This window comes from Corynebacterium sp. NML180780 (assembly GCF_007786415.1).
GTDB classification, from domain to species: Bacteria; Actinomycetota; Actinomycetes; order Mycobacteriales; family Mycobacteriaceae; genus Corynebacterium; species Corynebacterium gottingense.
The window spans coordinates 102,783-128,201 of the sequence record NZ_VNKN01000002.1 but is presented as its reverse complement, the minus strand read 5'-3'; the positions used below and the strand labels follow the sequence as shown (position 1 = coordinate 128,201).

The window sequence follows — 25,419 nt, the reverse complement described above, 5'->3', positions numbered from 1 at the left end:
TAGGGGTTGTGAAATACGGAAAGAGATTTGCCGTTGCGCTCGCGGCCGCGACGTCCTTGGCGCTCGTCGCCTGCGGTTCGGATGTGACGGGTGACCAGCTGGAAGAAAGCATGGGCAACGCGACGCCCGATCCGTCGCCGCAGGCCGCGGACCCCGCCGGGACGGTCTTCCCCTTCGACGCCATCGAAGACCTCGACACCACCGACGGCGTGATCGCCGTCCGCACCGCCAATGCACTCACGGTGGGCACCCTCGACCAGCTGCGGGACGGCAGCGCCGCCGCGCATCCGCTTTCCGGCGAGTGCGGCGATGTCTCTGCAAACGCGGGCACGTTCGCGCTGGGCTGCGGCACCTCGATCATGCTGGTGCGCGCCGATGACCCCGGGCAGGCGGACACGCTCGATGTGGATGAGCGCGTAACGTCCGCGACGGTGACTTCCAGTGGTGACGTGCTCGCCGGCAGCAACAGCGAGCGCGATGTCTGGCTCTACCGCGACGGTGAGCTCGCGGACACCTTCTCGGTGGCGCGCGAGACCGACCAGCTCCAGGCCATACCCGTCGACGGCCAGGCGGACAGCGTTGTGCGTACCAACCGCTTCGACACCACCGTCCAGGACATCGATTGGGGCAACGGGCGCCAGGGCGGCACACTGCGCGCAGGTCTCGGGGTGGGCAAGATCGCCGCCGGGGCGAATGGTCTGCTGCTTGCCGCCGACGCCACGGGCGACCAGCTCCTCGTCTACACCACCGACGACATCATCCGTCTGCACCAGATGGCCCCGGTCCCGGAGAGCCCGTGGGACGCCGCCTGGGACAACAGCAACCAGGTCGCGTGGGTCACCTCGACGGCGACGAACACCGCCACCGGCTACGACATCTCGCGCGGCGTTCCGCTTCAGCGGGGTGAGCTGGCCACGGTGGGCGATGCGCAGAGCATTGCCACGCTTGACGACGCCACGCTGCTCATCGCCTCCGCCTCCGGCGGCGGCCTCCAGGTCGTTGAGCCGGACGAGCTCCACCTCGACGAACTGCCGGCGGCGACCGCAGCGGCCGACGCCCCGACCCAACAGTCTCCTTCCTCCCAGCACAACGAGGGTTAATCATGACGTTTCTCCAGAAAGCAATGCACTCCCTGCCCGACGGTACGCAACTGACGAAGGCTTCCGAAGCGGCCTACGACGCGGCGTACGCCGCCGCGCTGAAGGCGATGTTCCTCCTTCCGCCCGAGCGCATCCACGGGATCATCAACGCAGGCTTGCGCGCGCTGCACGTGGCGAGCCCGGTGAACCGACTCGCGGAGCGCGTCGTGCGCGTGCACGACTCCGCGCTCGAGCAGGAGTGCTTTGGCGTTCGTTTCCCCGCGCCGCTGGGCCTTGCCGCCGGCTTTGACAAGAACGCGTCGTCCCTCGACGCGTGGGGCGCGCTCGGCTTTGGCTACGCGGAGGTCGGGACGGTCACGCCGAAGGCGCAGCCCGGTAACCCGGCTCCGCGCCTGTTCCGCCTCCCCGCGGACAAAGCGATCCTCAACCGCATGGGGTTCAACAACGACGGCGCCCTGCCCGCCGCGCTGAACCTGGACGCCCGGAAGTCGGACGACATTGTGGGCATCAACATCGGCAAGAACAAGACGGCGACCGACGCGGTGGCGGACTACCGGGCCGGCGCCACCGTGCTGGGGCCGCACGCTGATTACTTGGTGGTAAACGTGTCCTCGCCAAACACGCCCGGCCTGCGCGACCTCCAGGCGGTTGAGGAGTTGCGCCCGATCCTCTCCGTCGTTGCAGAGTCCACCGCCACTCCGGTGCTGGTCAAGATCGCCCCGGACCTCTCCGACGAGGACATCGACGCGGTCGCCGACCTGGCCGTGGAGCTGGGGCTCGCCGGCATCGTGGCCACCAACACGACCATTTCGCGCGAGGGCCTGCGCACCCCCGCGGATGAGGTGGAAGCGATGGGCGCCGGTGGCATCTCAGGCGCGCCGCTGAACGATCGCGCCCTTGAGGTCCTGCGCCGGCTGCACGCGCGCGTGGGCGACCAGCTGACGCTCATGAGCGTTGGGGGTATTTCCACGCCGGAGCAGGCGTGGGAGCGCATCGCCGCAGGCGCCAGCCTTCTCCAGGGCTACACCGGGTTCATCTACGGCGGTCCGGCCTGGATCAGCCGTATTCACCGCGGGATCGCGGCGCAGGTGCGCGCCCACGGGCTGGAAAACATCGCGCAGGCGGTGGGCAGCGAGCTGCCCTACCTGCGGTAGTCGCTCCCCCGCTTACGCCCGTGGGCGCGTAGTGCGTCGCAGCACGATGGCGCAGAGTAACGCTGCGACGCCCCACAGGGCGGGCCAGTACGTCTGCGTGTAGAAGAGCGTGTGCGTAGGCAACGCGACGCCCAAGCCGATGAGCACGAGCGCGATAATAAGCGCGGCGACCTGCGTGCGCGAACCCTCGTGTGAGGTGCTCACCGTAGCGAACGCGCCGATGATCACCGCAGCGATGAGGACGGTCAGGGTTTGGAGTGTGAGGGCAAAGAGCTCCTCACCACGCAAGACCGAGAGAATAGTAAAGAGGAAGAGCGCGGCGGCGAGCGTGATAAACGCTCCGCCGACGCGAAGTTGAAGCGGGGCCATGACGGATCGGTCTACTTGGTCTCGGTCCAGCCCCACGCGATCGCGCGGCCCACGCTGTGGAAGTACAGGTTAAAGCCGAGCTGCGTCGGGTTCGCGATCTGGTCCGCCGGCAGCTCCTCCACGTCGACCGCGTGCACCGCGAACAGGTAGCGGTGCGGGCCGTGCCCCGCGGGCGGGTTCGCGCCGTAGAAGCCAGGCGCGCCCGAATCACCAACCAGCTGGATCGCACCGACGCCCAAGTCCTCCTTGGACGCATCGCCGGTCGCAATGGACTGCGTGCTCACCGGAATGTTGAACGCGGCCCAGTGCCAGAAGCCAGAGGTCGTCGGCGCGTCTGGGTCGTAGCACGTAATGGCCAGGGACTTGGTCCCCTCCGGAAGGTCGGACCAGGCCAGCTGAGGCGACGTGGCATCGTCGCCGACCAGGGAGTCGGGCAGCTCGGCGCCGTCCTCGAAGTCGGTGGAGCTAAGCGGGAACGACGGCAGGTCCTTCAACGCTGCGTACGGGTCCGGGCCGGGAAAACGGTCTGAAACGTAGGAAGCAGTCATACAGATATTTCTACCCCAGCGCTGTGACTTTCGCCATGATTTTCACTAAAAGTTCTGTGGGATCACGGCGTGATGCGTGATGGGCGGGAGCGGCAGAATGCCAAGGGTGTGGTTTGGAAGCGCAATTGTGTCCATTGCACCCTAAAAAGCGGCGTTGTGCAGGCGATTTGTGTGTTTTACGCCGTGCACCTTATAGTGTTTCAAGTGCCCAGCCGAGAGGTTGAAACACCCGGCCCGGGTGGCGGAATGGCAGACGCGCTAGCTTGAGGTGCTAGTGTCCTATTAACGGACGTGGGGGTTCAAGTCCCCCCTCGGGCACAACCGACCGGCCTCCTACGATGGAGGCCGGTTTTCTTTTTGTACAAGGAGGTTTGGCGGTGGCGCAGCGTCAACCTACAGCGCGCCCCTCAACCGGTCGGATCGCGCTGCTCGCGCTCGCTGCGGTGGGGTTCGTTGCGGCGTGGTGGCTCCTGGACGTCCCCTCCCTCGCCACGCTCCGCACGTGGGCGGAATCGACCGGCCCCTGGTTCCCGCTCGTTTTCTGGCTGCTCTACGTACTCATCACGCAGTTCCCCATCCCGCGGACGGTCATGACACTGTCTGCAGGCATCCTCTTCGGCACCGGGCTCGGCATCGCGCTCTCGCTGACGGCGACCACGGTCGCCGCGGTCATCTCGCTCCTCATCGTGCGATTCCTGCTGCGCGATTGGGTCGAACCCCGCCTCACCCACCCCGCCGTGCAAAAGATCAACGCGCGCCTGGAGCAGCGCGGCTGGCTGGCCGTGACCAGCCTGCGCATGATCGCTGGAGTCCCCTTCTCCATCATGAACTATGCCGCAGCACTCACCCGTGTACGCGTCCTTCCCTTCGCCATCGCCACGCTCCTCGGCTCAGCGCCCAACACCGTGCTCGTCGCAGTCTTCGGAGACACGCTCACGGGCCACGCCAACCCGTGGGTCATCGTCGCCGTTGTCGTGTTAGCGGTGCTGGGTGTCGGGGGCTTGCTTATCGACGCCACCATGCCCACCCGCGACACGCCCACCCCGAAGAGTAAAGGCCTGAACGTAGACCAGGCGTAACATCTCGGTCATGATTGCAGTCCACGCGAGGTACCGGGGAAGGGATAAGGCGCGCGCCGAGGTCGTGCGGCGCTCGGCTGAGGCGCTCGCGACGCTGCCTGGCGTCGGCGAGTTTGAACTGTGCAGCGTGGAGGACATCCGCGCCGATGTCGTCGGGCCCGAGCACGCGCTCAACGTGATCATGGCGCTACTCTCCGACGGCGACTGGGCCATCGGCCTGGGGATCACGGGACACGGACGCGCCGTCTTCGCGGCGACGGACGCGGTGGGCACGCGACCCGCGCAGGTGAAGGTCGTAGTGGACACGCCGGACCCGGGCACCTCCGCAAACGACATCGAGGCGACGTTCGCGCTTCTGGGCTACGTGCTGCACAAGCGCACCCTGGAAGGCCGAGAGGCCACCTCGCTGGTGCGAGGCGGCCTCAATCAGAACGAAGCGGCTGCGGAGCTGGGCATCTCCAAGCAGGCGATGAGCCAGCGGCTGCAGGCCGCCGGCTGGCAGGCGGAGCAGTCGGGGTGGAAGCTGGCGCTAAACTTGCTCACGCAGGCGTCGCAAAGCGCTTGATGCGCTACCCCTGATACGGGCGATTCGGTTCGTCGGCTGGCAGCGGATCCTGCGGGCCCGCACCGAGTTCACGGCGACTGCTTCCCGGGGCAACCTGCGGGGCGTCTTGCGTCGGATCCGGGTCGTCGACATGCTTGTTGGCTACCGCGCGGGCCTCGGCGAGCGCCTTAGCCAGCTCCGGGTCGGTCGAGGTGTCGAACCAGGAGTCCGTGTTTTCCGCCTCCGCCATCTCCTTGGTTTCCTCGTCCACGTTTGCAGGTTCGTAGCGGAACACGCCGTCCTCGCCCTTGCCCGCGAACGCCTGCGCAAACTGCTGCAGCGAATCGCCGAACTGGGACGGGATCATCCACATCGTGGCCGCTTCGTTTTCCGCGATCTTGGGCAGCTTCTCCAGGTACTGGTACGCCAGGAGCTCCGGTGTGACGCCTGAGGACTTCACGGCCGCGTTGACCTTCTGGATCGCGCGTGCCTCGCCCTGTGCGGCCAAGTACTTCGCGGCGCGCTCGCCCTCTGCGCGCAGGATCATAGCCTGACGCTCCGCCTCCGCGTTCAGAATGGCGGCGTGCTTCTCGCCCTCGGCGGAGAGGATGCGTGCTTGCTTCTCGCCCTCGGCAGTTTTGATGTCGGATTCGCGCCTGCCCTCTGCGGTGAGGATCATTGCGCGCTTTTCTCGGTCCGCCTTCATCTGCATCTCCATGGACTGCTGGATCGACGGCGGCGGTTCAATGGCCTTAAGCTCAACTCGGCTGATACGAAGGCCCCACTTGCCGGTGGCCGCGTCAAGTTCGCCGCGCAGGCGGCGGTTGATGGTTTCGCGGGAGGTCAACGTCTCTTCAAGCGTCATGCCGCCAACCACGTCGCGCAGTGTGGCGGTAGAAATCTGCTCCACGCCGACAAGATAGTTGTCCACGCCGTAGATGGCCTTGGCGGGATCGTTGATCTGAAACGTGACCACCGTGTCGATGGCGACGGTGAGGTTGTCCTGCGTGATCACGGCCTGCGGCGGGAAGGACACGACGCGCTCGCGGGTGTCCACGCGTGCGCGGACGGAGTCAATGAACGGGATGAGGAGGGTCAAGCCACCGGAGACCGTGCGGGTGTAGCGGCCAAGCCGCTCGATCACCGCGGCTTCACCCTGTGGAATCAGTTTCACCGATGCGAAGAGGAGCGCCGCCACCAGCGCAATGATGACGACGAGGACAATAGTTGGGCCCATCTAACGTTCCTTCCAGACGACCGCGACAGGGCCGTCAATGTCTGCCACTGTGACAATATCGCCGGCGACGATCGTGTCCGCCGGATCCAGCGACCTCGCGGACCAGATGGAACCGTCCATCCGGACCTGGCCGCCCGTGGGGCCGAAGGCCTCGAGCACCTCCGCGCGCTGCCCCACCAGGGCTCGCGGGGAATCGTCGTACACCTTCGGCTGGTGGTAGCGCTTGTGCAGGTAAGGCCGCAAGAAAAACCAGAACGCCGCCGAGGAGGCGACGAACGCGAGGACTTCCGCCCACAGCGGAACCCCGGCCAGTGCCACCCCGGCGGTAGTGAGTGCGCCGGCCCCGAGCATGAGTAGCGTGAACTCACCCACCGCCAATTCAAGGCCGGCGAGGACAGCTGCTGCGACAAACCAAACGAGTGCTCCCACGTGCTCAAGGTTACAGGAGCTTACAGATCCTCTTTGGACAACTCTGGATTGGTGACAAAGTCGACGAGCCGTTCTACGGCGCCGATCAGGGTCGAGTCGAGATCGCGGAACGTCTCCACCGCCGAGTACACACGGCGCCACCCATCCTTCGGGTCCGACCAGCCGAGGCGTTTGCACACGCCCGTCTTCCAGTCCTCCCCGTACGGCACGTCTGGCCAGGCGGGGATTCGCAGCTTCTCCGGCTTCACCGCGGCCCAAATGTCGATGTATGGGTGCCCCGTCACGAGCACGTGTTCGCCGACGTTGCGGACCAGGCGCGACTCCTTCGTGCCCTCGACGAGGTGGTCTGCGAGCACGCCGATTCGGCGCCCAGGCCCCGGCTGAAACTCGTCTAGGCGCGCCTGGAGGTTGTCCAACCCTTCGAGGTACTCCACGACGACGCCTTCGACGCGGAGGTCGTGGCCCCAGACCTTTTCCACAATCGCGGCGTCGTGAATGCCCTCGACCCAGATCCGGCTCGGCATGGCCACCTTCGCGCGGACATTTTCAACCTTTCGGGACCCCGAGTTGGAGCGCTTCGGCCCGGAGTCCTGCTTGGGCACGTAGCGGGTGAGCGTGACGCGCTGTCCCTCCACCATGAACGCGCCGGGCAGCATCTTAAACAGTCGTTCGGTGCCGTAGCGGTCTTCGAGGCGGACGAAGTCGCCGTCGTAGGTGCGCTCAAAGCCGATGACGGCCCCAACGAAGTCGTTGCCCACGATCTCGACGATGATCCCGGGCTTTGCCGGCATCTCCGGGTAGGTCGGGCGCTTGCGTCGCGCATGACCCTGAAAAATGTCTGCTCCGTAGCGGTCGTCATAGCTCATAGTGACCAGAGTGTATCTTCCCCAACCCCCGGTTCCTGTTAGGATACCCCGGATGCAAACTCGTGCCGAGGTTTATTCACCGCTCCAGAACACTGCCGTGTGGCTCGCCGCATGGCTGTACAACGTCGAATCCAGCGACGAAACCATGGACTCCTTGCGCGACCTCGGCGGCACCCACGAATACCTCGGCGGCCCGTTGTTGCCGCTGCTTCGCGACGTCCGCGCCGCAGCCGACCTGGACACCCCGGGTCCAGCGGTCCGCCTCATCCTCTGGGGACCGGGCCAGGCCGCCGGACTCATCGCAGGCAGCCCCGCTATGGAAGCTCTCACCCCGGCCGGCGCGATCGTCGTCCGTGGCGCGGACCAATCGCACATCCTCGTCCCCGAGTACACGGGCGCGTCCGTGCACTGGCGGTGGTTCGAGGAGTCCCGCCGGCTCCCGGAGCCCGCGTGGCTCAGCCCCGGCGAGGCCGACGCGCTCCTGTCCCAGGCAACCAACCAGGCAGCAGTGCTTATCGACGCCACCCGCTCCGCCAACCCCGCAAACCAAGTACTTCGCGAACTCCCCCACCCGCGCCTGACTGTGGGGACGCTCGCGGACTTCTACGACACACCCGGCTTGCCTGCGGGCGTCACGCCGCGCGCGGCGAAGCTGTTCGCCCGTGCTGACCGGGTGGCGGCGATCATTGAGACAGTGACCGACCGGTTGGACGATCACTCCTTCGACCCCCAGCTCTTCGCGCTGTGGCGCCATATCCGTACCGCCCGCATGGCAGGCGTCGCCGACGCGGTGGTGGACTACCAGCGCGAGTACGCGGGGTCCACCGGCGGTGCTTAGCCGTTGAGCGCGCGGGCGGGCCGCTTCTGCGGCTCGCAGCACCCTTCGCAGCACGGGGCGCCGTTGCGGGTGCAGCCCTGGACGGTGAGCGTCGACAGGCTCGCTGGTTGCTCGCCCCGGGCGACCGCCTCCGCGATGTCGACGACCATGGACGCAAACTCCTGGGTCAGCCCGACGGTCGCGACGCGGTCCAGCGTGACCCCGCGGTTGTCGCAGGCGTGCTGCAGCTCAGTGTCCAGGTCCCACACGACCTCCATGTGGTCCGTAATGAACCCGATGGGGACGCAGATGAGGTGCTGCACGTTGGCGTCGGCAAGCGCCTCCGCCCGGTCCACCACATCCGGCTCGAGCCACGGCGTGGCCGGGTTGCCCGACCTGGATTGCCAGACCACCTCGTAGTCGGGCGCGCCAGCGCGCTCCGCGACGAGCCGCGCGGCCTCCGCGACCTGCCGGGAGTAGAGGTTTGCGTTATCGGGGCCGCCCGAGGCGACATCGGCCGCCGTGGGCACGCTGTGGGCGGTAAACAGCACCCGGTAGTCCTTCCCCTGCGCCTGCGCGAGCGCCTCCTTGAGGCCTGCCGCCACCTGGTCGATGAACGCCTCGTTGCCGTAAAACTGCCACAGCTTGGTGAACTCGACCTCGGGTGCCACCTCGCGCATGCGCTGGATGTCCTCGTCGTACTGCCTGCAGGCGGAATAGCCGCCCCACGCGCTCGTGGCGAAGACGAGGACGCGGCGCGCGCCGCCTGCGGCGAGCTGCTTCGCGGTGTCCTCGGCAAACGGGTGCCAATTGCGGTTGCCAAAATAGACGGGCAACTCGATCCCGCGGCGCTCCAGCTCGGCGTTGATGTTGGTGATCAGCGTGCGGTTCTGCTGGTTAATGGGGCTCACACCGCCAAAGTGGAAGTAGTGCTCGCCGACGGTAGCCAGCCGTTCCTTGGGAATGCCCCGGCCGCGCGTGACGTTCTCCAAAAACGGAATAACCTCGTCCTTTCCTTCGGGGCCGCCGAAGGAAAGGACGAGGAGTGCATCGTAGTCAGATAACTTCATGCCACTGATGGTAGTGCGGTGGCGATCCGCGGCGTCACACCGCTTCGCCGCCTAGAGCAAACGCACCGCGTTCGGGGCCATTCCGGAATAACGCACCGGGGAAATCTGCACGTTCTGCCCGGCCTGCGGGGCCTCGATCATGGTGCCGTCGCCAAGATAGATGGCCACGTGCTGGTTGCCGCCCGGACCCCAGAACAGGAGGTCGCCGCGCTGCGCCTCGCTCGCCGGCACCTGGGTGCCGCGCTGGTACTGGTACCCGGTGTAGTGGGGCAGCGAAATGCCCACCGCAGCGAAGGCGTAGAGCACGAGGCCCGAGCAATCGAAGCCCGCCTGGCTGCCGCCGTCCACGCCCGTGGTCGGACCGTTGGCGTCACCGCCGCCCCACACGTACGGGGTGCCGATGGCGGATTGGGCGCGGGCGATCACGGTCTCGATGGAGCCGGAGCTAGAGGCGCTCTGCGAGCCGCTGGCCTTGCTCACGGCGCTCTGAATCGTGTCCGAGACCGTTGCTGCGGAGTCGACCTCCGGGAGCACGGAGTTGAGATTGTCAGTGGTGCCAGTGGATGCGGATTCTTCGTCCGAGGTCTGGTTCACCTGCGCGGCCCCACCGGCGCCGAGCGCGTCGCTCAGCCCGCCGGCGAACGCCGCGATGACCTCGCTGTCGCTCGAGGAGCCGTACGGGCTTTCCAGGCTTGTGTGGTTGGCTTGGGTCGCGCCAACCATCGCGGCGGCGGCGATGATTCCTGCCGCCGCGGCGATGGTGTCTTCGGAGATGTTCAGGTCACTGGACATGCCGCCGAAGGACGGCGCTGGCGCGTCGGGTGCGCCGGCTGCGCCCGCCTCCGGCTCCGATTGCAGGCTCTCCCCGTTCGCTGCGGCGGCGTTGGTGAGGGCTTGCGCGACCGTCTCCGAGCTCAGCTGTGCGACCGAGGGATCGATGTCCGCCGCGTGCTGCTCGACGCGAAGCACCACGTCCTCGGGGATCTCGTCAGCAGTGACCTGCTGCTCAGGGGCGGCAGCGGACGCTTCAATGCTCGGCTGCGCGGCTTGGCCCTGCGCGGACTGTTGCTGCGCCCCCTCCGACTCAGCCGTCTGGGAGGTTGCAAGTGCCGCCGTCTCGCCCGAGTCCGCCGCCTCAGTCGGGCTACCGGACTCGCTCGCATCGGTCTGGGGGGCCGATCCCGACGCCTGGCGCTGCTCGGCTAACGACGCCTGAGCGCTGTCCAACTCGGACTGCGCCCGATCACGCTCCCGACGCTGCTCGGCCAGGGCCTCGCTGGTGGAGTCGAGCAGCTCGCGGGCCTCGGCCTCCGCGGCCTCCGCCTCGCTGGCGGTCGACTCGGCGAGCTGGCTCGCTTTGCGCTGGATCGACGCCTCGTTGGCTGCCTCGGTGCGTGCGCGCTCGACCTCGTCGAGCTTCGCCCGGCGTTCGTCGCTGCGCTGACGCAGGTACAGCGAACGGTCGAGCACGTCCTTCTGGGCGTCACCGCTGGTGGCCATGTCGAGCCCGCCGCTCTGGCCGGCGCCGCGGTACTGCGACCGCGTGACCTCGTCGAGCGCTGCTCGCGCCTCCTCGACGGCGTGTTCCGAGGCCTCCAGGCGCTTCTTCGCTTCCTCTGCACCCTGGCGAGCCTGCTCGGCGCGGCCTTGGGCGTCCTTGAGGTCCACGAGCGCCTGATTGACCTTTTCCTGCAGGTCGCCGATGTTCAAATTCAGGTCATCGATGTTGGACTGCGCCTGCGAAATGCTGGTGACCAGCTCCGTCATGGACGCAGGTTGCGCGGTTGCCACTGGGGTGACCAGCGTCGCCGCGAGAGACAGAGTTGTGGAACACGCGATCGTGCCGAGCGCAATGCGCGCGCGACCCGACCGGGTGAACCTCGATGGTTCTACCACGGAATGGGGCTCCTCACGCCGCGCGCCCAGGCATGACAAATCAAGCGAGGAGCAAAGTGCTTCTCGACGATTCACCGCCACAGGTGACTAGCCTGCAGCCTTGACGCGCAGCCCTAATGGGTTGACTACTGATGCAGGCACGCGAGCCTTCAGCCCCACCTTCGTTACCGGCCTGGTTCTTGGCGTGCTTCCCCACATGCCCGAACCGGGGCCTTGACCGAATGACGAGTTCAGTCAAGGAGTAAGGCCTGAAACGATTGGTGTTGCATTCAGCTCACGAGCCGACAGCAAGACCATACGACACGTAATCAACTTGTGGCACAATCTTTACCAAAAACCACAACAGTCAAGGCTTTTCACATGACCTGATAGCGCCAGGTACAGCAGATATAGCCGATACGAACAAGTAGTGTGAAGTTCGACACATTTCCCGGCAGGGGGAACAAGTCGCCATGGCCGTTGCGCTGGGATCGCGATGCGGCTGCGTATCCCTTGATGCAAGACAAAACCGTCAAGGCGAACGACTTGACTTATTGAGGGGGTGGCTAACGGCGTGCGCGCCAGGCGGACAACGCCGCGATGCACGCAAGCGCGAGCACCACCGATCCAACGGCAATCCCCCACGCCACGGAGTGTCCCTGCGCCGCCTCCGCGAACGCGACGACCCCTTGCGGGTAGTCAGGCTGGGCCACCATTGCGGTTTGCCCGCGCTCGATCGCCGCCCGGCTGAGCGAATCGCTCACCGCGATAGCGGCGTTCGGCGTCCGGACCACGACCGTGTCGTAACCGGTGCCATTGAGGAGGTCCTGTGCGACGTCGCGAAGGTCTGCAATCTGCGGTGGGGTCTGCTCAAGCACAACGAGCCCGGCCGCCCCCATGTCGTCGGACGGTGCTTGCGTCAGCGCGTCGCGCATTGCGGCTTCGAGCGGTACGTTGACGGGGTTTTCCGTCCCAAAGGCGATCCCATCCTCCTGGAGCTGGGCTTCCAGACTCGCCATGTCAACGTCTACTGGAATCACGTCGTCCCTTTCCGCTCTCATTCGCCGTCGTTTCGAAGTGTAATCGGCTCGCCGTCGCGCTTGGCGCTCCGGTCTTCCAATGCGCGACCGGAAACCTACCACGCGTTTGGGGGTAGGCAGTGTGGTCAGAGTGAGCACGGTCCGCCCTCACCGTCGCTGCGTTTGCCCAGGTGCTGTGGTTATCCGGGCGTGTTTGCCCCCGCGGATGAGGGGATTTGGGTACTCGGGGGCGTCGATAAGCGCGCCCTAGCGCAAAACATAACGACCGTACTGTTATTATGGCGACGGAACCGTGAGAGGTCGCATATCATTATTGGTTGACCATCACGTGTCATAGTTCCCAGATTTGCATTACGACGAGAAATGGAGCTCACTGTGGCTGAAAGCAAGAACTCCTTCAACGCTAAGCAGACCCTCGAGGTCGGCGGTAAGTCCTACGACTACTTTGCCCTCGATGCGGTTGACGGCATGAAGAAGCTGCCCTACTCCCTGAAGGTGCTCGGCGAGAACCTGCTGCGCACCGAGGACGGCAAGAACGTCACCGAAGACCACATCAAGGCAATCGCCAACTGGGATCCGTCGGCAGAACCGTCGATTGAGATCCAGTTCACCCCGGCCCGCGTCCTCATGCAGGACTTCACCGGCGTGCCCTGCGTCGTCGACCTTGCAACCATGCGCGAGGCGGTCAGCGATCTCGGCGGCAGCCCGGACCAGGTCAACCCGCTGAACCCGGCCGAGATGGTCATTGACCACTCCGTCATCATCGAGGCATTCGGCTCCGACGCTGCACTGGATAAGAACGTCGAGATCGAGTACCAGCGCAACGAGGAGCGCTACCAGTTCCTGCGTTGGGGTGCTGAGAACTTCTCCAACTTCCGCGTCGTTCCGCCGGGAACCGGCATCGTCCACCAGGTCAACATTGAGTACCTCTCCCGCGTCGTCTTTGACAACGAGGGCCTTGCCTACCCGGATACCTGCATTGGTACCGACTCCCACACCACCATGGAGAACGGCCTGGGCATCCTGGGCTGGGGCGTCGGCGGCATCGAGGCAGAGGCGGCCATGCTGGGCCAGCCGGTGTCCATGCTCATCCCCCGCGTTGTCGGCTTCAAGCTCACCGGTGAGATCCCGGTCGGCGTGACCGCTACCGACGTCGTGCTGACCATCACCGAGATGCTCCGCGAGCACGGCGTGGTGCAGAAGTTCGTCGAGTTCTACGGCAACGGCGTCAAGCAGATTCCGCTGGCAAACCGCGCCACCATCGGCAACATGAGCCCGGAGTTCGGCTCCACTTGCGCGATCTTCCCGATCGACGAGGAGACCATCAACTACCTCGAGCTGACCGGCCGCGACCAGGAGGACATCGACCGCGTCGAGGCATACGCCAAGGCACAGGGCATGTGGCTGGAGCAGGACGCCGAGGAGGCCGAGTACTCCGAGTACCTCGAGCTGGACCTCTCCACCGTCGTGCCGTCCATCGCCGGCCCGAAGCGCCCGCAGGACCGCATCCTGCTCTCCGAGGCCAAGAGCACCTTCCGCACCCAGCTGCCGGACTACAACACCGCTGGCAACGACGTCACCGAGCCGGTGCGCGCCGAGAAGTCCGAGACCGTGGACTACAACCAGTCCTGGCCGGGTCACGGCGAGTCCGCCGCTGACGGCGCCGAGGGCCGCGCTTCCAAGCCGGTCATCGTCGAGTCCCCGCAGGGCGGCGAGTACACCCTCGACCACGGCATGGTTGCCATCGCTGCAATCACCTCTTGCACCAACACTTCCAACCCGTCCGTCATGGTCGGCGCCGCACTGCTCGCGCGCAAGGCTGCTGAAAAGGGCCTGCACGCCAAGCCGTGGGTCAAGACCATCATGGCTCCCGGTTCCCAGGTTGTCGACGGCTACTACGAGCGCGGCGACCTGTGGAAGGACCTCGAGGCAGTCGGCTTCTACCTCACCGGCTTTGGCTGCGCATCCTGCATCGGTAACTCCGGCCCGCTGCCGACCGAGGTTTCCGACGCCATCAACGAGTACGACCTGACCGCCACCGCGGTCCTGTCCGGTAACCGTAACTTCGAGGGCCGCATCTCCCCCGACGTGAAGATGAACTACCTGGCCTCCCCGCTGCTGGTTATCGCGTACTCCATTGCCGGCACCATGGACTTCGACTTCGACGCCCAGCCGCTCGGCCAGGACGCCGACGGCAACGACGTCTTCCTCAAGGACGTTTGGCCGTCCACCGAAGAGATCGAGAGCACCATCTCCGGCATCATCTCCCGCGAGATGTACGAGGCTGACTACGCCGACGTGTTCAAGGGCGACGAGCAGTGGCAGAACCTGGACATCCCGCAGGGCAAGACCTTCGACTGGAACGAGGACTCCACCTACATCCGCAAGGCTCCGTACTTCGACGGTATGCCGGAGCAGCCGGAGGCAGTCGAGGACATCGCCGGCGCACGCGTGCTGGCCAAGCTCGGCGACTCAGTGACCACCGACCACATCTCCCCTGCTTCCTCCATCAAGCCGGGCACCCCGGCGGCGAACTACCTGGACGAGCACGGTGTGGCACGCCACGACTACAACTCCTTCGGTTCCCGTCGTGGTAACCACGAGGTCATGGTCCGCGGTACCTTCGCCAACATCCGCCTGCGCAACGAGCTGGTGGACGAGCAGGGCGGCTACACCCGCGACTTCACCCAGGAGGGCGCACCGCAGGCGTACATCTACGACGCCGCGATGAACTACGCAGAGAAGAACATCCCGCTCGTGGTCATCGCCGGCAAGGAGTACGGCACCGGTTCCTCCCGCGACTGGGCCGCAAAGGGCACCAACCTGCTCGGTGTGAAGGCCGTCATCGCGGAGTCCTTCGAGCGCATCCACCGCTCGAACCTCATCGGCATGGGCGTGCTGCCGCTGCAGTTCCCCGAGGGCCAGTCGCACGGCTCCCTGGGCCTCGACGGCACCGAGACCTTCGAGGTCACGGGCATCACCGCCTTTAACGACGGCGACACGATCCCAGAGACCGTCCACGTTGCAGCAACGAAGGACGGCGGCGAGAAGGTCGAGTTCGACGCAGTTGTCCGCGTCGACACGCCTGGTGAGGCAGAGTACTTCCGCCACGGCGGCATCCTGCAGTACGTGCTGCGCCAGATGGTCAAGAACTAACTCCTTGACCCTGTAGAGGGGTAACCCGGGCTTCCCGCCCGGGTGCCCCTCTTCGCTTTCTCACCACCGAATTATTCAATACACACTCCCTATTACAGGAAGGATTGCACCGCGCATGCCCATCGTCAGCGAAGGCGAACTCGCACGTCGGCGCCAAGAAATCATTGATGCCGCTCGGCTCTGCTTCGCCCACTACGGCTTCGAAGGCGCTACCGTGGCCAAGCTCGAACAGGCTACGGGCAAGACGCGCGGGGCAATCTTCCACCACTTTGCGGATAAGGAAGCGCTGTTTCTCGCCATCGCGAGCGAGGACGCAGAGCGGCAGGCGGCGGTGGTGAGCAACCAGGGCCTGGTCGAGGTGATGCGCGACATGCTCCACCACCGCGAAAAGAACGACTGGTTTGTCACCCGCGCGGAGATCGTCCGCAAGCTCCGCACCGACCCGGAGTTTGAGCAACGGTGGCGCGCTCACCAAGAGGTTCTGGACCAAGCTGTCCATGATCGCATCGTGTCCAACCGAGCCATGCGCGAGGACGTCGCCATCGACGTTGTCCAGACTTACCTGGAGACGGTGTTCGAAGGATTCGTGGTCAAGCTCGCTGCGGGCGAGCCCGTCGAGCGCCTAGAGGCCATGCTCTCGCTCGTCGAGCAGTCGGTCCGTAAGCCGGTTAGTGAAAAATAGACCAAGCGGTATAGAATTACCGCTATGTCCAAGCTGCTTTTCCTCTCCCTGCGACAAGGCGAGCTCGCACCCGAGATCGCGCGCGCCGAATACCACGACGTCCTCAACGCCGCCGGCCTGAGCGAGGTTGACGTCGAGCTCAAGATCCTGGACCGGGTCGACGAGGAAGTTGGCTCGCTGGAGGCCATTAGCGGGATCATCATCGGCGGCAGCTCGCTCAACGTCAGCAACGCCGAGTACTCACCGTGGCAGCGCCACATTAGCGAGGTGCTCGCGGGCGTCGTCGAATCGGGCCTGCCAGTATTTTTCGTCTGCTTTGGCATCTCGTGGCTGGTTGATCACCTCGGTGGCACCGTCGGCCACACGCATCCGGAGAACTCAGGCCCGACGAGCGTTGCGCTGACGGCTGCCGGCCGCCACGACAGGCTGCTGCGCGGCGCCACGGAGCGGTTCACAGCACTCACCGGGCACACCGAGAACCCGGACGTAGACAGCCTCCCGGAGGCGCTTACCGTCCTCGCCACCGGACCTACTTGCCCCGTTCAGATGGTCCGCTACGGCGACCACGTGTGGGCCACCCAGTTCCACGCTGAAATGGACGCCGCCGCGATGCACACCCGGATGGACTTCTTCTACAACTACGGGTACTTCCCCGCCGAGGACTACGCCCGGATCGTCGCCGATTTGCCCAACCACGACGTTGCCTGGGCCAACGCGATCCTGCGGAACTTCGCGCAATACTGCTTCGACCGCAGCCCGGCCCACGCGCCGAAGGTGTAGCAGGAGCCCTGGAGGGAGTCCCGCGGCGGATTAGCGCCCGATCTCGCGCACCGGGGTCTGCCCGTTCTGGAACTCAAATGGGTTCGCAATCCCCGCGACGCTGTCGCGACCAGCCAGCTCGGCGATCACTTCAGCGACGAGCTCGCGCGAGGTCTGCGGGTGGCCCTGGGCGTCGTCCCCCTCGAGGTCGATGGTGGCGTAGCCGGGCACGGGGCCGTCGACAAGCATGCCCGGGCCAAGAATGACCTGCTCGAGGTCGCTGTCCATGATGCGCACATCGACCGTCTTTTTGGACTCGACGTAGGCGTACCACGCGCCGTCATCATCCGTGGTGGCGAAGCGCGCGCCCGCGTAGGACACCATGAGAAGTCGGGGCGTGTGCTCGGTGAGCTGCTCAAGCGCTTCCACGACGCGCAGCGCCGCGTCTCGGTCCACAGCGTAGGTCGCCTCGGCGGAGCTTCCGCCCGCGCCAGCGGACCACACCACCACATCAAACTTGGACAGCAGCGCCGCCCACTGCTCTACCGTGAGGTCCGTGATGTCGCGCACCATTGCCTGCGCGCCCGCCTGCTCGATGCGGGCGACGTGATCGGGATTGCGCACAAGGCCGGTGACCTCGTGGCCCTGCTGGACTAGCAGCGGCACCGAGTGGCGGCTCACGTGACCGCCCGCGCCGATGACGAGCACACGCGCGGTGCGCTCAGGCGTTTCCGACGCCGTGGTGGCAAATGGTTGGGGTGCAGAAGCATTGGGGGTGTTCGCAGATTCAGTCATGCGACCCACCGTAACCAAGTCGGCGCGGCCTCGCTGTGGCGCAACTCTCACCCGCGTCCGTACGTGCCACTATGATGGTCCCTCATGCACGCAATTATTACGACTACCGGCCCGGACCGCGTTGGCATCATCGCCGCAGTCGCAGGCGCCGCGGCAGAACGCAACCTGAACATTCTCGACGTCTCGCAGACGCTCATGGACAACTACTTCACCATGGTCATGCGCGTCGCACTGCCGGACGACACCCCGGATATGGGCGAGCTCCAGGACCACCTGGCCCAAGTGGGCGACGCACTCGGGGTGGTCGTGCGCATTCAGTCCGAGGACCTGTTCACCGCGATGAACGAAGTCTAGGGGCGGCGCGATGGCTACAGACTTCGACTTCAAATCCAACCGCATCCTCGACGTCATTAGGATGATCGAGGACTACCGTCTGGACATCCGCACCGTAACCATGGGCATTTCGCTCATCGGCTGCACCCGCTCCACCATGGACGCCACCTGCCAGGCGGTCTACGACCGCGTCACCGCACGCGCCGCCCGCCTCGTCGAGGTGTGCGAGGGCATCGAGCGCGAGCTGGGCATCCCGATCGTGAACAAGCGCATCTCCGTCTCCCCCGTCTCGCTCGTCGCCGCCGGCGTGGATGGAAACCCGGTCGACATCGCACGTGCCCTGGACAAGGCGGCGTCGGAGCTCGGCGTGAACTTCGTCGGAGGTTACTCCGCGCTCGTGGAAAAGGGTGCGACGTCCTCGGACCGCCGGCTCATCGACTCGATCCCCGAGGCGCTGAGCGTGACCCAGGCCGTCTGTGGCTCCGTGAACGTGGGTACCTCGCGCGCCGGCATCAACATGGACGCCGTGGCGCGCATGGGCGAGGTAGTCAAGGAGGCCGCCGAGCTGACCAAGGACGAGTCCTCCATCGCCTGCGCGAAGCTCGTCGTGTTTGCCAACGCCGTGGGTGACAACCCGTTCATGGCTGGCGCGTTCCACGGCATCGAGGAGCCGGACACCGTCGTCTCTGTCGGCGTATCCGGCCCCGGCGTGGTGGACAACGCGATCACCCCGCTGAAGGGTGCGTCGCTTAACGAGATCGCCGAGGAGATCAAGAAGGCCGCGTTTAAGATCACGCGCGCCGGCCAGCTCGTGGGCAACATGGCCGCCGAACGACTCGGCGTGCCGTTTGGCATCGTCGACCTCTCGCTCGCCCCGACAGCGGAGGTCGGCGACTCCGTGGCGCACATCCTCGAACACATTGGGCTCGAGCAGGTGGGTACCCACGGCACTACGGCGGCACTCGCCCTGCTCAACGACGCGGTGAAAAAGGGCGGCATGATGGCCTGCTCCCGCGTCGGTGGCCTGTCCGGCTCCTTCATCCCGGTCTCCGAGGACCAGGGCATGATCGACGCGGTCCGCTCCGGCTCGATTTCCATGGACAAGCTCGAGGCCATGACTTCGATCTGCTCCGTCGGGTTCGACATGATCGCCATCCCGGGCGACACTTCCGCAGCATCCATCGCGGGCATGATTGCCGACGAGGCCGCGATCGGCATCATGAACCATAAAACCACCGCCGCACGCCTCATCCCAGTCCCGGGCACTAAGCCGGGCGACGAGGTGAACTTCGGCGGACTGCTCGGCTACGCGCCGGTCATTCCGGTGAACACGAAGGGCAGCGCCGAGATGATCCGGCGCGGCGGCTTCATCCCGGCGCCGGTGCACGGTTTTAGGAACTAGTGGCGCTTCCTCCCGATGAGGAAGTAGGCCGCCCAGCCAAGCGTGTTCACCGCGCCAATGATGGGCGCCCACAGCCACTTCGGGCCGCGCACCCTGCCGTCTTTCGCACGCGCAAGGTCGCGCAGCGCAAGCGCCTTGCCGAGCGCGTCAATGGCGGCCAGCATGCCGACGATGGTCTTCTGGTCGCTCGACATGGCGTTCCACGCGTCGCGGAACATGGTGATGAGGTCGTTGTTCTTCGTCATACCAGCGAGTCTAGCCGGGCGAACTCAACCCGCTACGCCAGCTCCACGATCTCCATGTACTCGTCGCTCCACAGGTCCTCGTCGCCCTCGGGCATGATGATCACGCGCTCCGGCTCGAGCGCGCGCACCGCCCCCGGGTCGTGGGTTACCAGGACGACGGCCCCGGTGTAGGTCTTGAGCGCGTCAAGCACCTGCTCGCGAGATTGCGGATCCAGGTTGTTCGTGGGCTCGTCGAGAAGCAGCACATTGGCGCGGGAGGAAACGAGCGTGGCGAGCGCGAGGCGCGTCTTCTCACCGCCGGAGAGAGTGCCAGCGGGCTGTTCGAGCTTGTCGCCCGAGAACATAAAGGCGCCGAGCAGGCCGCGCAGATCCTGCTGGCCGGCGTCGGGGCAGGCCTCGATGGTGTTCTCCCAGACGCTCTTGTCGCCGTCGATCGTGTCGTGCTCCTGCGCGAAGTACCCGATCTTCAGCCCGTGACCCGACACGAGGCCGCCCTCGCCGTCAGTGCGCTCCACACCGGCCAGCAGCTTCAGCAGCGTCGTCTTACCCGCGCCGTTGGTGCCCAGCACGACCACGCGCGAACCCTTGTCAATCGCCAGGTCAACCCCGGCAAAGACCTCGAGCGAGCCGTACATCTTGGTCAGCCCCTTGCCGTACAGCGGAGTCTTGCCGCACGGCGCTGGCTCGGGGAAGCTAATCGACGCAAACTTGTCCGCCACCCGGACCTCATCGAGTTGCTCCATCATGCGGTCGGCGCGCGCGAGCATCTGCTTCGCCGCAGCTGCCTTCGTGGCCTTCGCACCGAGCTTTGCCGCCTGCTTCTGCAGCGCAGACGCCTTCTTCTCCGCGTTGGCGCGCTCGCGGCGGCGGCGCGCCTCGTCGAGTGCGCGTGCGTCCTTGTACTTGGCAAAGCCCATGTTGTACACGTCCGCCTCGGCGCGGACGGCGTCGAGGAACCAGACCTTGTTGCACACGGCGTCGAGCAGTTCGACGTCGTGCGAGATCATGATGAGCCCGCCCTCGTGCTTGGACAGGAAGTTGCGCAGCCAGCTAATCGAGTCGGCGTCGAGGTGGTTCGTGGGCTCGTCGAGAAGCAGCGTGGTCTGCGACTTGCCCGACCCCTGGCGCGAGGAGAAGAGAATCTGCGCAAGCTCCACGCGGCGGCGCTGTCCGCCGGACAGGGTCTTCAGCTGCTGGTCCAGGACTCGGCTGGGCAGACCGAGGTTGTCGCAAATCTGCGCCGCCTCCGCGTTCGCCTCGTAGCCGCCGAGCGCCTGGTACCGCTCCTCCAGGCGGGAGAACTTGGCAATCGCCTTGTCGCGCTCCGCCCCGTCGGTGGTCTCCATGATCTCCTGCTGCTTGGCCATCGAGCGCTGGATCTGGTCGAGGCCGCGAGCGGAAAGCACTCGCGCGCGTGCGGTCTGCTCGATGTCACCCTCTTTGGAGTCCTGCGGCAGGTAGCCGATCTCGCCCGAACGCGTCACCGAACCGCCATACGGTTCCGTTTCCCCCGAGAGGATGCGCATGGTCGTCGTCTTGCCCGCGCCGTTTCGCCCCACCAGCCCGATACGGTCGCCCGGCTGCACGCGCAGGTGCTGACCGGGCGCAGACAGGAGCGTGCGTGCGCCGACGCGGACTTCGAGATCATTGGTGACAATCACGGGATCACTGTAGCAAGCACCCCCAAATCGACACCGCAGGGTCAGCCGGGTCAGCAATGCAAAAGGTCCCCCTCACGGCGCGAACCGTGAGGGGGACACCGAGGGGTGCTACACCGCGAACCCGAGAGCGCGGAGCTGCTCGCGGCCCTCTTCAGTAATCATCTGCGGGCCCCACGGCGGCATCCATACCCAGTTGAGCACGATGTCGTCCGCCTCGGTGTTGCCCACCACGGCCTGCTGCGCCTGCTCTTCGAGCACATCTGTCAGCGGGCATGCCGGCGAGGTGAGCGTCATGTTGATGCACGCGATCGTCTTGCCGTCGCGCTCCTCAATCCACAGGTCGTAGACCAGGCCGAGGTCGACGACGTTGATCCCCAGCTCCGGGTCGATCACGTCGCGGAGGAACGCCTCCACCTCTCCGGCCAGCTTGAGCTGTGCATCGGTCTGGGGCGGACGCTCGCCCGCGCCGCCGAAGTTCGACGCGGAGCCGCCTTTGGCAGCGTCAGCGTCGGCCGCAGTGGTCTGTTCGTTGACGTTGTCTTCAGCCATGTCCTAGCTCTCCTTTTTCTCCAGGGCCTCGTGCGTTGCCGCCTCGAAGGCTTTCCACCCGAGCAGCGCGCACTTCACACGCGCCGGGAATTTCGCCACGCCACCGAACGCAACGCCGTCGCCAATCAACGCCGGATCGCCCTCGATGGTGCCGCGCGAGGTGATCATTTCCTCGAACGACCCCAGCTTCTCCATCGCCTGCTCGACGGGGAGTCCCTTCAGCTCCTCCGCCATCACGCTTGTCGACGCCTGCGAGATCGAGCAACCGGCCGCATCGTAGGAAACATCCTCCACCGTCTTCCCATCCTCGGACAGGTGAACGCGCAGCGTCAGCTCGTCGCCGCAGGACGGGTTCACGTGGTGCACTTCCGCCTCGTACGGCTCGCGCAGCCCGGCGTACTGGGGGTTCTTGTAGTGGTCCAGGATCACTTCCTGGTACATCGATTCAAGGTTCATCGTGCGAAAAACTCCTTCGCCTTGCCAATCGCTGCCACCAGCGTATCCACTTCTTCCTTCGTGTTGTACAGGTAGAAGCTTGCGCGCGAGGTGGATTGCAGGTTCAGGCCGCGGTGGGCAGGCCACGCGCAGTGGTGCCCGGTGCGGATTGCCACGCCTTCGGAGTCCAGCACCTGACCGAGGTCATGCGGGTGCACGCCGTCGACGGTGAAGGAGATCGCCCCGCCGCGCCGCTCTGCGGTGAGCGGCCCCGCGATCTGCAGCCCCTCGATGCCCTGCATCTGCTCGAGCGCGTACGCGGTGAGCTCCTGCTCGTGGGCATGGATGGCGTCCATGCCGACCTCGTTGAGGAACTCGACTGCGGCACCTAGCCCCACGACCTGGCTGGTCATCTGGGTGCCCGCCTCAAAACGCTGCGGTGCCGGCGCGAAGGTGGTCTTTTCCATCTTCACAATCTCAATCATCGAGCCGCCCGTGAGGAACGGCGGCAGCTGATTGAGAATGTCGCCCTTGCCGTACACGGCGCCGACGCCCGACGGACCGCACATCTTGTGGCCGGAGAATGCAGCGAAGTCAACGTCGAGCGCGTGCAGGTCGACCGGCATGTGCGGCACCGATTGGCACGCGTCGAGCACCGTCAACGCGCCGACGGCCTTCGCGCGGCGCACCAGCTCGTCCACGTCAGCGACAGCACCTGTGACGTTCGACTGGTGCGTAAACGCCACGACTTTGACGGTCTCGTCTAGTTCGAGCGAGTCCAGATCGATCCGCCCGTCCGGCGTCATGCCGTACCACTTCAGGGTCGCACCAGTGCGCTCGGCGAGTTCCTGCCACGGCACGAGGTTGGCGTGGTGCTCAAACTCGGTGATGACGATGGTGTCGCCTTCACGTACCGCGAGATCGCCCGCGCGCTCGTCGCCAAGCACATAGGCGACGAGGTTGAGTCCCTCAGTCGCGTTCTTTGTAAACGCGATTTCGTGGCCGTCCGCGCCGACGAACGCCGCGATGGCATCGCGCGCCGTCTCGTAGGCATCCGTGGCTTCTTCAGCAAGCTGGTAGGAGCCGCGGTGCACCGGCGCGAAGGTGTTGAGGACGAAGTCTCGCTCGACGTTCCACACGCGTTCCGGTCGCTGCGACGTCGCACCGGAGTCGAGGTAGACGAGCTTCTTGCCGTCCCTCACGGTGCGCGACAGGATCGGAAACTCCGCGCGGATCGCCTCCACGTTGAGTGTTCCGTTGTCGTTGACGTATCCCATTAGATGAACTTCTCGTAGCCTTCTGCCTCGAGCTGGTCTGCCAGCGATGCGTCGCCGGTCTGCACGATCTTGCCGTCAGCAAACACGTGCACGAACTGCGGCTGGACGTAGTTGAGGATGCGCTTGTAGTGGGTGATCATGAGGACGCCGCCGTTGGTTTCCTCCTGGTACTTGTTGATGCCCTCGGAGACGATGCGCAGCGCGTCAACGTCAAGACCGGAGTCGGTCTCGTCCATGACAGCGAACTTCGGCTTCATCAGCGCGAGCTGCATGACCTCGTGGCGCTTCTTCTCGCCGCCGGAGAAGCCCTCGTTGACCGAGCGCTCGGAGAAGGAGGCGTCCATCTGCAGGGACTCGCGGGCGGCGTTGAGCTCAGCAACCCACTCGCGCAGCTTCGGGGACTCGCCACGCACCGCGGTGACGGCGGAGCGCATGAAGTTGGACGAAGACACGCCCGGGACCTCAACCGGGTACTGCATTGCCAGGAAGAGGCCGGCGCGAGCGCGCTCGTCGATCTCCATCTCCAGGATGTTCTCGCCGTCGAGCAGCACCTCGCCCTCGGTGACCTCGTACTTCGGGTGGCCCGCAAGGGTGTAGGCCAGGGTGGACTTGCCGGAGCCGTTCGGGCCCATGATTGCGTGAGTCTCGCCCGCCTTGATGGTCAGGTTCACGCCCTTGAGGATCGGCTTCGGCTCCTGACCTTCCTCCGTGGGCAAGACGTTGGCGTGCAGGTTTTTAATTTCAAGCGTAGACATTCGGTGTTTTCAGCTTTCTTTATTCGGTGACGCGGGTGTTACAGGTGTACAGCGACGTAGCTGGGGCGCTTAGGAGTTGCTCCGCTCAAGCTCGCCGGCAACGCGGGCGATGAGTTCGTCCCGGACGGACTCGACAGGGATCTGGTTGAGGACCTCGTTGAAGAATCCGCGGATGATCAGGCGGGTCGCCTCGTCCTCCGGGATGCCGCGGGAGCGCAGGTAGAACAGCTGCTCGTCGTCGAAGCGTCCCACGGTCGCTGCGTGGCCGGCGCCGGCGATCTCGCCGGTCTCGATCTCCAGGTTGGGAATCGCGTCGGCTCGTGCGCCATCGGTGAGCACCAGGTTGCGGTTCGTCTCGTAGGTGTCGGTGCCCTTCGCGTCGGAGCGAATCAGCACGTCGCCAACCCAGCAGGTGCGGGCCTCCGGTAGCGACGACTGCTTGTCGCCCTGCAGTGCGCCTTTGTACAGGACGTTGGAGCGGCAGTTCGGGACGGAGTGGTCAACGAGCATGCGGTTCTCGATGTACTGGCCCGCGTCCGCGAAGTAGACGCCGGTCAGCTCCGCGTCGCCGCCTGGCGCTGCGAACTTCACACGCGGGGTTATGCGGACGACCTCGCCGCCGAACGTTGCAACGTGGTGGCGCAGCGTGGCGTCGCGCTCGACCAGCACGGACTGCTGTCCGATGTGGACAGCATCGGAGTTCCACTCCGCATCCACAATCGCGTGGACGCGGGAGCCCTCGCCGATGTGCCAGTTCACGTTGTCGGCGTGGGTACCGGTGCCCTCGTAGCGCAGGATGACGTTCGCCTTGGAGTGCGTGCCCGATTCAACCAGGATGTTGCCGAACGTGGTGACATCCTCCCCAGCACCGGTCACGGTGATGGTCACGTCTTCGTCCAGCTCGGTATCGGCCGGGATGGACACGATGTAGCCGGACTTCGCAGAGGACCAGGCCTGCGCTGCGACGCGATCGACGGCGCCGCCAACCACCTTGAGGCGATCGTCGTCAATTGCGACCTCTTCGACGCTGACCGCTTCGGGGGCGTCGATCTTTACCTGCGCCTTTGCGGCGTCAGCGAACTTGCCGTTGTGCAGACCACGAAGGCGACGCAGGGAAATGAAGCGCCAGACCTCGTCGCGACCGCCCGGGACCGGGAAGTCGTCGACGGTGAAGGACTGGAAGAGGTCACCCTTGTTGTTGTGCGGGGTGGCGTTTTGTACGGGATCAACAGAGACGGTCAT

The 25,419-nt window shown here is 65.5% G+C and carries 26 protein-coding genes and 1 tRNA gene; 11 read left to right on the top strand and 16 right to left on the bottom strand.

The genetic code is table 11. The features are described 5' to 3' along the window. The first annotated feature begins 8 nt into the window (after positions 1 to 8). A complete protein-coding gene (locus FPP74_RS01800; RefSeq protein WP_255456030.1) occupies positions 9 to 1,100 on the top strand; it encodes a hypothetical protein in 1,092 nt (363 codons plus the stop codon). A gap of 2 nt (positions 1,101 to 1,102) precedes the next feature. Beyond that, positions 1,103 to 2,254 (top strand): quinone-dependent dihydroorotate dehydrogenase, encoded by a 1,152-nt coding sequence (locus FPP74_RS01795; protein WP_370511781.1) that lies wholly within the window; start codon positions 1,103 to 1,105, stop codon positions 2,252 to 2,254. 12 nt (positions 2,255 to 2,266) lie between these two features. On the opposite strand, the gene FPP74_RS01790 is transcribed toward FPP74_RS01795, so the two are convergent. Both FPP74_RS01790 and FPP74_RS01785 read right to left on the bottom strand, forming a co-directional pair. After that, the gene (locus FPP74_RS01790; RefSeq protein ID WP_095276562.1) at positions 2,267 to 2,623 is read right to left on the bottom strand and encodes a hypothetical protein; all 357 of its coding nucleotides are present in this window, start codon (positions 2,621 to 2,623) and stop codon (positions 2,267 to 2,269) included. Positions 2,624 to 2,634: 11 nt separating this feature from the next. After that, positions 2,635 to 3,171 carry a YbhB/YbcL family Raf kinase inhibitor-like protein gene (locus FPP74_RS01785; RefSeq protein ID WP_095276558.1) on the bottom strand — a complete coding sequence of 179 codons (537 nt, stop codon included), beginning with the start codon at positions 3,169 to 3,171 and terminating at the stop codon, positions 2,635 to 2,637. A 232-nt stretch (positions 3,172 to 3,403) separates the two neighbouring features. Between FPP74_RS01785 and FPP74_RS01780 the strand changes: the two genes are divergently transcribed. The 3 genes from FPP74_RS01780 to FPP74_RS01770 all read left to right on the top strand — a co-directional run bounded on the left by FPP74_RS01780 (position 3,404) and on the right by FPP74_RS01770 (position 4,815). After that, positions 3,404 to 3,489 (top strand) — tRNA-Leu (locus tag FPP74_RS01780). A gap of 59 nt (positions 3,490 to 3,548) precedes the next feature. Then, on the top strand, positions 3,549 to 4,250 hold the full coding sequence (locus tag FPP74_RS01775; protein WP_233126965.1) for a TVP38/TMEM64 family protein: 702 nt from the start codon (positions 3,549 to 3,551) through the stop codon (positions 4,248 to 4,250). A gap of 10 nt (positions 4,251 to 4,260) precedes the next feature. Then, positions 4,261 to 4,815, top strand: a complete 555-nt coding sequence (locus FPP74_RS01770; RefSeq protein WP_144716974.1) for a MarR family transcriptional regulator — start codon at positions 4,261 to 4,263, stop codon at positions 4,813 to 4,815. Between the two features lie 4 nt (positions 4,816 to 4,819). On the opposite strand, the gene FPP74_RS01765 is transcribed toward FPP74_RS01770, so the two are convergent. The 3 genes from FPP74_RS01765 to FPP74_RS01755 are packed head-to-tail and all read right to left on the bottom strand — an operon-like array spanning position 4,820 to position 7,326. Continuing rightward, positions 4,820 to 6,031, bottom strand: a complete 1,212-nt coding sequence (locus FPP74_RS01765) for an SPFH domain-containing protein (protein ID WP_095536159.1) — start codon at positions 6,029 to 6,031, stop codon at positions 4,820 to 4,822. Continuing rightward, positions 6,032 to 6,460 (bottom strand): NfeD family protein, encoded by a 429-nt coding sequence (locus FPP74_RS01760; RefSeq protein ID WP_095536594.1) that lies wholly within the window; start codon positions 6,458 to 6,460, stop codon positions 6,032 to 6,034. 20 nt (positions 6,461 to 6,480) lie between these two features. Beyond that, positions 6,481 to 7,326: a DUF3097 domain-containing protein gene (locus FPP74_RS01755; RefSeq protein ID WP_095545747.1), complete on the bottom strand. Its 846-nt coding sequence runs from the start codon at positions 7,324 to 7,326 to the stop codon at positions 6,481 to 6,483. Between the two features lie 52 nt (positions 7,327 to 7,378). Between FPP74_RS01755 and FPP74_RS01750 the strand changes: the two genes are divergently transcribed. Further along, positions 7,379 to 8,164, top strand: coding sequence for a hypothetical protein (locus FPP74_RS01750; RefSeq protein ID WP_144716972.1), 786 nt, complete (start codon positions 7,379 to 7,381; stop codon positions 8,162 to 8,164). Here FPP74_RS01750 and FPP74_RS01745 read toward each other — a convergent pair. From FPP74_RS01745 to FPP74_RS01735, 3 genes are all read right to left on the bottom strand, one after another. Continuing rightward, positions 8,161 to 9,213: a ferrochelatase gene (locus FPP74_RS01745; protein WP_144716970.1), complete on the bottom strand. Its 1,053-nt coding sequence runs from the start codon at positions 9,211 to 9,213 to the stop codon at positions 8,161 to 8,163. The genes FPP74_RS01750 and FPP74_RS01745 overlap by 4 nt on opposite strands. A 51-nt stretch (positions 9,214 to 9,264) precedes the next feature. Further along, positions 9,265 to 11,109, bottom strand: a complete 1,845-nt coding sequence (locus FPP74_RS01740; RefSeq protein ID WP_144716968.1) for a DIP1281 family NlpC/P60 protein — start codon at positions 11,107 to 11,109, stop codon at positions 9,265 to 9,267. A 545-nt stretch (positions 11,110 to 11,654) separates the two neighbouring features. After that, positions 11,655 to 12,107, bottom strand: a complete 453-nt coding sequence (locus FPP74_RS01735) for a DUF6676 family protein (protein ID WP_144716966.1) — start codon at positions 12,105 to 12,107, stop codon at positions 11,655 to 11,657. A 396-nt stretch (positions 12,108 to 12,503) separates the two neighbouring features. Here FPP74_RS01735 and acnA point away from each other — a divergent pair, with 396 nt between their 5' ends. From acnA to FPP74_RS01720, 3 genes are all read left to right on the top strand, one after another. After that, complete coding sequence (gene acnA, locus FPP74_RS01730; RefSeq protein WP_208636479.1) at positions 12,504 to 15,284, top strand: aconitate hydratase AcnA; 2,781 nt, start codon at positions 12,504 to 12,506, stop codon at positions 15,282 to 15,284. Positions 15,285 to 15,399: 115 nt separating this feature from the next. Next, positions 15,400 to 15,966 (top strand): TetR/AcrR family transcriptional regulator, encoded by a 567-nt coding sequence (locus FPP74_RS01725; protein WP_095536166.1) that lies wholly within the window; start codon positions 15,400 to 15,402, stop codon positions 15,964 to 15,966. Positions 15,967 to 15,990: 24 nt separating this feature from the next. Next, on the top strand, positions 15,991 to 16,746 hold the full coding sequence (locus tag FPP74_RS01720) for a glutamine amidotransferase (RefSeq protein ID WP_122085004.1): 756 nt from the start codon (positions 15,991 to 15,993) through the stop codon (positions 16,744 to 16,746). Positions 16,747 to 16,776: 30 nt separating this feature from the next. Here FPP74_RS01720 and FPP74_RS01715 read toward each other — a convergent pair whose 3' ends face one another. Then, on the bottom strand, positions 16,777 to 17,520 hold the full coding sequence (locus FPP74_RS01715; protein WP_144716964.1) for an NAD(P)H-binding protein: 744 nt from the start codon (positions 17,518 to 17,520) through the stop codon (positions 16,777 to 16,779). 84 nt (positions 17,521 to 17,604) lie between these two features. On the opposite strand from FPP74_RS01715, the gene FPP74_RS01710 reads away from it, so the two are divergent. Both FPP74_RS01710 and FPP74_RS01705 read left to right on the top strand, forming a co-directional pair. After that, a complete protein-coding gene (locus FPP74_RS01710) occupies positions 17,605 to 17,874 on the top strand; it encodes an ACT domain-containing protein (RefSeq protein WP_095545754.1) in 270 nt (89 codons plus the stop codon). A 10-nt stretch (positions 17,875 to 17,884) separates the two neighbouring features. Next, positions 17,885 to 19,255, top strand: coding sequence for a PFL family protein (locus tag FPP74_RS01705; RefSeq protein ID WP_095276507.1), 1,371 nt, complete (start codon positions 17,885 to 17,887; stop codon positions 19,253 to 19,255). On the opposite strand, the gene FPP74_RS01700 is transcribed toward FPP74_RS01705, so the two are convergent. From FPP74_RS01700 to sufD, 7 genes are all read right to left on the bottom strand, one after another. Then, positions 19,252 to 19,500, bottom strand: a complete 249-nt coding sequence (locus FPP74_RS01700) for a PLDc N-terminal domain-containing protein (protein WP_240510628.1) — start codon at positions 19,498 to 19,500, stop codon at positions 19,252 to 19,254. The two genes, FPP74_RS01705 and FPP74_RS01700, sit on opposite strands and share 4 nt — an antisense overlap. A 32-nt stretch (positions 19,501 to 19,532) precedes the next feature. Beyond that, complete coding sequence (locus FPP74_RS01695; protein WP_095276503.1) at positions 19,533 to 21,161, bottom strand: ABC-F family ATP-binding cassette domain-containing protein; 1,629 nt, start codon at positions 21,159 to 21,161, stop codon at positions 19,533 to 19,535. Positions 21,162 to 21,269: 108 nt separating this feature from the next. Beyond that, positions 21,270 to 21,710 (bottom strand): metal-sulfur cluster assembly factor, encoded by a 441-nt coding sequence (locus FPP74_RS01690; RefSeq protein WP_095276499.1) that lies wholly within the window; start codon positions 21,708 to 21,710, stop codon positions 21,270 to 21,272. Between the two features lie 3 nt (positions 21,711 to 21,713). Beyond that, positions 21,714 to 22,166 carry a Fe-S cluster assembly sulfur transfer protein SufU gene (gene sufU, locus FPP74_RS01685; protein WP_095276496.1) on the bottom strand — a complete coding sequence of 151 codons (453 nt, stop codon included), beginning with the start codon at positions 22,164 to 22,166 and terminating at the stop codon, positions 21,714 to 21,716. Further along, positions 22,163 to 23,422 carry a cysteine desulfurase gene (locus tag FPP74_RS01680; RefSeq protein ID WP_144716962.1) on the bottom strand — a complete coding sequence of 420 codons (1,260 nt, stop codon included), beginning with the start codon at positions 23,420 to 23,422 and terminating at the stop codon, positions 22,163 to 22,165. Before FPP74_RS01680 ends, sufU begins: the two co-directional genes overlap by 4 nt. After that, entirely contained in the window at positions 23,422 to 24,177 is a 756-nt protein-coding gene (gene sufC / locus FPP74_RS01675; RefSeq protein ID WP_095276490.1) for a Fe-S cluster assembly ATPase SufC, read from the bottom strand. The genes FPP74_RS01680 and sufC overlap by 1 nt, the downstream gene beginning before the upstream one ends. Positions 24,178 to 24,246: 69 nt before the next feature. Next, positions 24,247 to 25,419 (bottom strand): Fe-S cluster assembly protein SufD, encoded by a 1,173-nt coding sequence (gene sufD / locus FPP74_RS01670; RefSeq protein WP_095276487.1) that lies wholly within the window; start codon positions 25,417 to 25,419, stop codon positions 24,247 to 24,249.

What these genes read in the sequence shown, in the direction of transcription:
- FPP74_RS01795 (WP_370511781.1), top strand. Translation starts at nt 1,103, where the DNA reads ATGACGTTTCTCCAGAAAGCAATGCACTCCCTGCCCGACGGTACGCAA.
- FPP74_RS01790 (WP_095276562.1), bottom strand. Translation starts at nt 2,623, where the DNA reads ATGGCCCCGCTTCAACTTCGCGTCGGCGGAGCGTTTATCACGCTCGCC.
- FPP74_RS01785 (WP_095276558.1), bottom strand. Translation starts at nt 3,171, where the DNA reads ATGACTGCTTCCTACGTTTCAGACCGTTTTCCCGGCCCGGACCCGTAC.
- FPP74_RS01770 (WP_144716974.1), top strand. Translation starts at nt 4,261, where the DNA reads ATGATTGCAGTCCACGCGAGGTACCGGGGAAGGGATAAGGCGCGCGCC.
- FPP74_RS01765 (WP_095536159.1), bottom strand. Translation starts at nt 6,031, where the DNA reads ATGGGCCCAACTATTGTCCTCGTCGTCATCATTGCGCTGGTGGCGGCG.
- FPP74_RS01755 (WP_095545747.1), bottom strand. Translation starts at nt 7,326, where the DNA reads ATGAGCTATGACGACCGCTACGGAGCAGACATTTTTCAGGGTCATGCG.
- FPP74_RS01750 (WP_144716972.1), top strand. Translation starts at nt 7,379, where the DNA reads ATGCAAACTCGTGCCGAGGTTTATTCACCGCTCCAGAACACTGCCGTG.
- FPP74_RS01745 (WP_144716970.1), bottom strand. Translation starts at nt 9,213, where the DNA reads ATGAAGTTATCTGACTACGATGCACTCCTCGTCCTTTCCTTCGGCGGC.
- FPP74_RS01735 (WP_144716966.1), bottom strand. Translation starts at nt 12,107, where the DNA reads ATGGCGAGTCTGGAAGCCCAGCTCCAGGAGGATGGGATCGCCTTTGGG.
- FPP74_RS01725 (WP_095536166.1), top strand. Translation starts at nt 15,400, where the DNA reads ATGCCCATCGTCAGCGAAGGCGAACTCGCACGTCGGCGCCAAGAAATC.
- FPP74_RS01720 (WP_122085004.1), top strand. Translation starts at nt 15,991, where the DNA reads ATGTCCAAGCTGCTTTTCCTCTCCCTGCGACAAGGCGAGCTCGCACCC.
- FPP74_RS01715 (WP_144716964.1), bottom strand. Translation starts at nt 17,520, where the DNA reads ATGACTGAATCTGCGAACACCCCCAATGCTTCTGCACCCCAACCATTT.
- FPP74_RS01710 (WP_095545754.1), top strand. Translation starts at nt 17,605, where the DNA reads ATGCACGCAATTATTACGACTACCGGCCCGGACCGCGTTGGCATCATC.
- FPP74_RS01705 (WP_095276507.1), top strand. Translation starts at nt 17,885, where the DNA reads ATGGCTACAGACTTCGACTTCAAATCCAACCGCATCCTCGACGTCATT.
- FPP74_RS01700 (WP_240510628.1), bottom strand. Translation starts at nt 19,500, where the DNA reads ATGACGAAGAACAACGACCTCATCACCATGTTCCGCGACGCGTGGAAC.
- FPP74_RS01690 (WP_095276499.1), bottom strand. Translation starts at nt 21,710, where the DNA reads ATGGCTGAAGACAACGTCAACGAACAGACCACTGCGGCCGACGCTGAC.
- sufU (WP_095276496.1), bottom strand. Translation starts at nt 22,166, where the DNA reads ATGAACCTTGAATCGATGTACCAGGAAGTGATCCTGGACCACTACAAG.
- FPP74_RS01680 (WP_144716962.1), bottom strand. Translation starts at nt 23,422, where the DNA reads ATGGGATACGTCAACGACAACGGAACACTCAACGTGGAGGCGATCCGC.
- sufC (WP_095276490.1), bottom strand. Translation starts at nt 24,177, where the DNA reads ATGTCTACGCTTGAAATTAAAAACCTGCACGCCAACGTCTTGCCCACG.
- sufD (WP_095276487.1), bottom strand. Translation starts at nt 25,419, where the DNA reads ATGACCGTCTCTGTTGATCCCGTACAAAACGCCACCCCGCACAACAAC.